Below are 4,970 nucleotides of genomic sequence, written 5' to 3' on the forward strand. Positions count from 1 at the left end.
ATCTAATATTATTATAATAATTTGTAAAGGTAAAATCTACCTTTTAATTTGTAAGACTAACTTCCACTGTTTTATGTATTGGGGTGGAATTTACTTTTGCAATTGAGGTTTCAATAATATTCCCGGTATTGTTATATATAAATTCATCCACAAACTCATGTCTGATTTTTTCAACGGCATATTCCCCAGTGCAATGAGACATTGCTAAAATGCGGATGTTTTTTTTCTTAAAATAGTTCATTGTAGTCTTTAATCTTTGTTCATCTGCTTCAACTAAATGTGTTCCACCAACAATACCATAGATTGACATACCTGTCCGCTCTATAATGGTTTCTAAAATATTAATTATCCCTACATGAGAACAACCTACTATGACCACCAAACCTTTTTCATGTTTCACTACTAATACTATTTCATCAGAAAAATTATCTACTACATAGTTTTTATCTTGTTTTATTTGAAATATTTTGTTTACCTGTTCAAAATCATTACTCTTTTTAAAATTAGAAAATATCATTATGTTTTCAGTAATATAAAATATGTCTTCCTTAATATATTTTACAACCATATTATTTTGATGAACATATTCTTTATCAAAGGAATTACCAATATATTTATAATTATCTTTTCCAACAATTTTATACTTACTATTAAAAAAACTTTTTCCTACAATTAACTTATATGAGTTATAAGCTTCATCAACGAGTTTTCTAAATCCTCCAGTATGGTCATAATGTCCATGACTTAACACAATATAATCCAATTTACTTAAATTAATTTTTAACAATTTAGCATTTTTAATAAAATCTCCACTTTGACCAGTATCAAATAATATTTTCATCCCATCAGTTTCAATATAAAGAGACAACCCTTGTTCATTAAATAAAAGATTATGATCATCATTATTATTTTCTATAAGAGTTGTTATTTTTAAATTCATCTTAATCACCAATTCACCCTTCTATTTCCATGATAATCTGTTTTAATTTTTTTATAAGTATTTCCATTTCTTCATTAGTGCCTATACTTATTCTTAGAAAATTATTTATTCTAGGTTTATCAAAATATCTAACAAGAATTCCGCATTTTCTCAATTTGTTAAATATTATTTTTGCGTTAATTGTAGTATGGGATACAAATAAAAAATTAGCTTTTGATTCCATTACAATAAACTTCAATTCTTTAAGAAATGGTACTATTTTTTCTCTTGTATCTATAATTTTTAAACGAATATTCTGAAAATACGCCTCATCTTCAAAAGATGCTTTTGCACCAGCTAAAGCAAGACGATCTATTGTATAAGAGTTAATTGAGTTCTTTATTCTATTGAGGCCCTCGATTAAATCTTTATGCCCAAAAGCAAAACCAACACGCAACCCTGCGAGTGATCTTGACTTAGAAAGCGTCTGAATAATCAATAGGTTTGGATAATTATCTACAAATTCGATTAAAGATTCTCCACCAAAATCTATATAGGCTTCATCTATTATAACAATACTTTCTATGTTGTATTTTACAATTTGTTTTAAGGATTCTATTGATATATATTTGGTGGTTGGTGCATTTGGATTTGTTATTACAATTCCACCATTTTCAATACAAAATGAATCTAAAGGCAAAGCAAATTTATCATCTAAGGGAATTAACTTATGCTTTAGATTAAATAATTTAACATAAATTTCATAAAAACTATAGGTTATATCAGGAAATAAGATAGGCTTTTCTTTATTAAAAAATGCCATAAAAGAGAAAGCGAGTACTTCATCTGAACCATTTCCTACAAATATTTGATTAGGTGATAAATTATAATAATTTGCTACAGTATTTCTAAGTTCATCGCAGTTTGGGTCAGGGTATAACTGAAGATTTTCATTAGCTGCATTGTTAATTGCTTCAATTACTTTGGGAGAGGGTGGGTACGGATTTTCATTAGCGTTTAATTTAATATATTTCCTATCTTTAGGTTGTTCACCGGGGATATAAGGTTCAATGTTTTTTGTAGTTTCACTCCAATATTTACTCATATATAATTCTCCTTTTTATATGCAGTTTATTTAATTATACTATTGTTATTGGCATTTGACAATAACAAAAAACAAGAGTAGTATGAAATTAGCAAATGCCAATAATCAATTATAGAAATGGAGGAATAACAATGAAAATAGTAATTTCATCAAATGGAAAAACTAATGAAAATCTACTTGATAAGAGGTTTGGAAGGTGTGAATATTTTCAAATTCATGATATGGAAAGTGGAGAAGTTAAAATTTTAGAAAATAAAGGTCAAAGTTCAAGTGGAGGAGCAGGTATTGTTGCATCTAACCAAGTAATTGAAGAAAAAGTAGACGTTATAATTACAGGAAATCTTGGACCTAATGCCTTTGAACTTATAGAAAAAGCAGGAATTAGGGCATATAAATGTGGGATTATGGATATAGGTTCAGTTCTTGAAAAATATAATAAGGGTGAACTTGAAGAAATAAAAATGTATGGACCTTCACACCATTAATCAAACTAGTAGACTGGAGATGATTATACAGTGAATATAGCAGTACTTAGTGGAAAAGGGGGGACAGGTAAAACAACTGTTTCAACCAATCTTGCATTAGTTTTAAAAGCAAATTACATTGATTGTGATGTAGAAGAACCGAATGCATTTATATTTCTAAAGCCAGTAAATATTAAAAAGAAAGAGGTAGAGATCGATTACCCTTTTATTGATTATACTAAATGCAAACATTGTGGAGATTGTGCGAATGCATGTCAGTTTAACGCTTTAGCAAAAATTAACGAATGCATCATACTTTTCGAAAAATTATGTCATAGTTGTGGAGTTTGTAAAATTGTATGTAAATATGATGCAATAGAGTATAAGAAAAGAACTATTGGAATTATTGAAGAAGGAAATTTAAATGATATTCAGTGTAAACGAGGGGTATTAAATATAGGCGAACCTATGGCAGTACCAATTATTAAAGAACTGTTAAATAATTTAAGCAAAAATACTAATATACTTGATTGTTCACCTGGAACTTCTTGTAATGTGGTAAATACGCTTCAAAATGCAGATATAGCTATACTTGTAACTGAACCTTCAGAATTTGGATTTCATGATTTAAAAATGGCAGTTGAGCTTGTTAAGAAATTTAATATGCCTATGGGTATAGTCATTAACAAGAGCGTAAGTGATGAAAATATAATAACTCAATATTGTGAAAGAGAAAATATTTCGATAATAGGTTGTTTACCTTATAGGAGGAGTATTGCAAAACAGTATTCAAAAGGTGAAATGCTCATAGAAAATAATGAATATAGAAGTTGTTTTGAGAATATTGCTAAAAATGTAAAGGAGATACTAGTATGGAATTAGTAGTATTAAGTGGAAAAGGAGGAACTGGTAAAACTACAATTGCCGTTGCTTTATCAGAACTTGCTAATGATCCTATAAAAGTAGATTGTGATGTAGATGCTCCTAATTTTTATCTGTTTTATAAAGGAGAAGACATACAGAAAGAAGACTTTTATGGAGGTAAAAAAGCTATTATAGACAAAAACCTTTGTACTGAATGTGGTCTATGCGAGAAGTATTGTAAGTTTGATGCAATAAAAAACAATCAAGTAAATATTTATAAATGTGAAGGTTGTGGAGCGTGTACTATTGTTTGTAATGAAAATGCTGTTAAATTAATCAATGAAAAAAGTGCAGATGTGCTTATGACAAAAGATTCTAACGGAATATTATCTAGAGCAGAAATGGAAGTTGGAAGTGAGGGCTCAGGAAAGCTTATTACTGTATTAAGAAAAAACAGTGAAGAATATATGAAAAAAGAATTAGAAAGAGAAGACCGCAATTCTTCATTAGTACAAAAATTTAAAGGTATATTTAACAAACAAACTAAATTAACAATAGTAGATAGTTCTCCAGGTATAGGGTGTTCTGTAATGGCATCCGTAACAGGTTGTGATATAGCTTTAATTGTTACAGAACCAACAAAATCAGGGATGGAAGACTTTATGAGAGTAATGACTCTTTGTAAGAATTTTGAAGTTTGTACACTGGTATGTATTAACAAATATGATATTAATGAAGAAATAGCAAAACAAATTGAAACCTTATGTTCACAAGAAGGTTTTAAAGTAGTAGGGAAAATTCCATATGATGACGTTGTTATGCAATCGATAAATGAGTTAAAACCTATAACTTGTTATAAAGAGAGCATAGCAGAAAAAGCTATTGAAGACATGTGGAGTAATATAAAAGAATTTATATAGAATTATTAAAGTCAAATAAATATTATAGTTAATAGGGGATTGCAAAACTCTTCAAGGGAATTAGACAGATAATGGAATAAAACTCTCCTGATTTATAGCGAACTTAATAATCACTAATATAATTACAAAAAATGATTATGCTATTAAAGATTTTATGGATAAGAGATGAGATTTTTTATTAAGTTTATCAGCAATTAAAATTACAATTTGTTGTGTTATTGCAGCGAGGATTACTTCAACTTTAAGAGAAACAGTATTCCTTAATTTTGTGTATCCGACTCCCATGGGAAATTTCACCATGAAGTTCGTTCTCTCAATTATGGTTCTCATTTTATAGAGATGAATCCATTTATCGGATCCTCTTGGGATAATAGTATTTAGTCTGTAATTATCATTAACATTAGTATGATGCATCCTACCACAAGGTGATGTAGTACACGGACTTTGGCAAGATAGAATATAAGTTGTTTTACCTTTTATAGTTTTCTTCTTGGATTTTGGACAAAGCCATTTTAGTCTTAATGATCTTCCTTTCTCTTTTGATGGCCCATCAAATATCATTGGTAAGGAGTCATCACTTGGACAGCTTGGAATACCATTTTCATTAATTTTAGGTTTACCTATATCTTTAGTGCCTCTCGGATTGAGAGGGATTATAGGTATAATATCGTGATCTTTATAGAGATACTTATAATTTT

Annotated in this window: 5 protein-coding genes and 1 pseudogene; 3 read left to right on the top strand and 3 right to left on the bottom strand. The window is 28.9% G+C overall.

Annotation, left to right across the window (positions count from 1 at the left end):
• Nucleotides 1-43: 43 nt before the first annotated feature.
• Entirely contained in the window at nucleotides 44-940 is an 897-nt protein-coding gene (locus tag KPL38_RS18110) for an MBL fold metallo-hydrolase (RefSeq protein ID WP_216290539.1), read from the bottom strand.
• Between the two features lie 13 nt (nucleotides 941-953).
• Nucleotides 954-2,024, bottom strand: coding sequence for a histidinol-phosphate transaminase (gene hisC, locus KPL38_RS18115; protein ID WP_216290535.1), 1,071 nt, complete (start codon nucleotides 2,022-2,024; stop codon nucleotides 954-956).
• Nucleotides 2,025-2,155: 131 nt separating this feature from the next.
• Here hisC and KPL38_RS18120 point away from each other — a divergent pair, with 131 nt between their 5' ends.
• Genes KPL38_RS18120 through KPL38_RS18130 form a run of 3 tightly spaced genes read left to right on the top strand, consistent with a single transcriptional unit; the run spans nucleotide 2,156 to nucleotide 4,272 of the window.
• On the top strand, nucleotides 2,156-2,509 hold the full coding sequence (locus KPL38_RS18120; protein ID WP_216290536.1) for a NifB/NifX family molybdenum-iron cluster-binding protein: 354 nt from the start codon (nucleotides 2,156-2,158) through the stop codon (nucleotides 2,507-2,509).
• Between the two features lie 30 nt (nucleotides 2,510-2,539).
• Entirely contained in the window at nucleotides 2,540-3,370 is an 831-nt protein-coding gene (locus KPL38_RS18125) for a P-loop NTPase (RefSeq protein ID WP_216290537.1), read from the top strand.
• A complete protein-coding gene (locus KPL38_RS18130; RefSeq protein ID WP_216290538.1) occupies nucleotides 3,361-4,272 on the top strand; it encodes an ATP-binding protein in 912 nt (303 codons plus the stop codon). Before KPL38_RS18125 ends, KPL38_RS18130 begins: the two co-directional genes overlap by 10 nt.
• 135 nt (nucleotides 4,273-4,407) lie before the next feature.
• On the opposite strand, the pseudogene KPL38_RS18135 reads toward KPL38_RS18130, so the two are convergent.
• Nucleotides 4,408-4,970: pseudogene (locus KPL38_RS18135) on the bottom strand (transposase); the annotation flags it as partial.

Origin of the sequence: Clostridium psychrophilum (assembly GCF_018861705.1) — a bacterium.
Classification (GTDB): Bacteria; Bacillota; Clostridia; order Clostridiales; family Clostridiaceae; genus Clostridium_AD; species Clostridium_AD psychrophilum.

Coding starts and splice junctions, on each gene's coding strand:
- KPL38_RS18110 (WP_216290539.1), bottom strand. CDS start 940: ATGAATTTAAAAATAACAACTCTTATAGAAAATAATAATGATGATCAT.
- hisC (WP_216290535.1), bottom strand. CDS start 2,024: ATGAGTAAATATTGGAGTGAAACTACAAAAAACATTGAACCTTATATC.
- KPL38_RS18120 (WP_216290536.1), top strand. CDS start 2,156: ATGAAAATAGTAATTTCATCAAATGGAAAAACTAATGAAAATCTACTT.
- KPL38_RS18130 (WP_216290538.1), top strand. CDS start 3,361: ATGGAATTAGTAGTATTAAGTGGAAAAGGAGGAACTGGTAAAACTACA.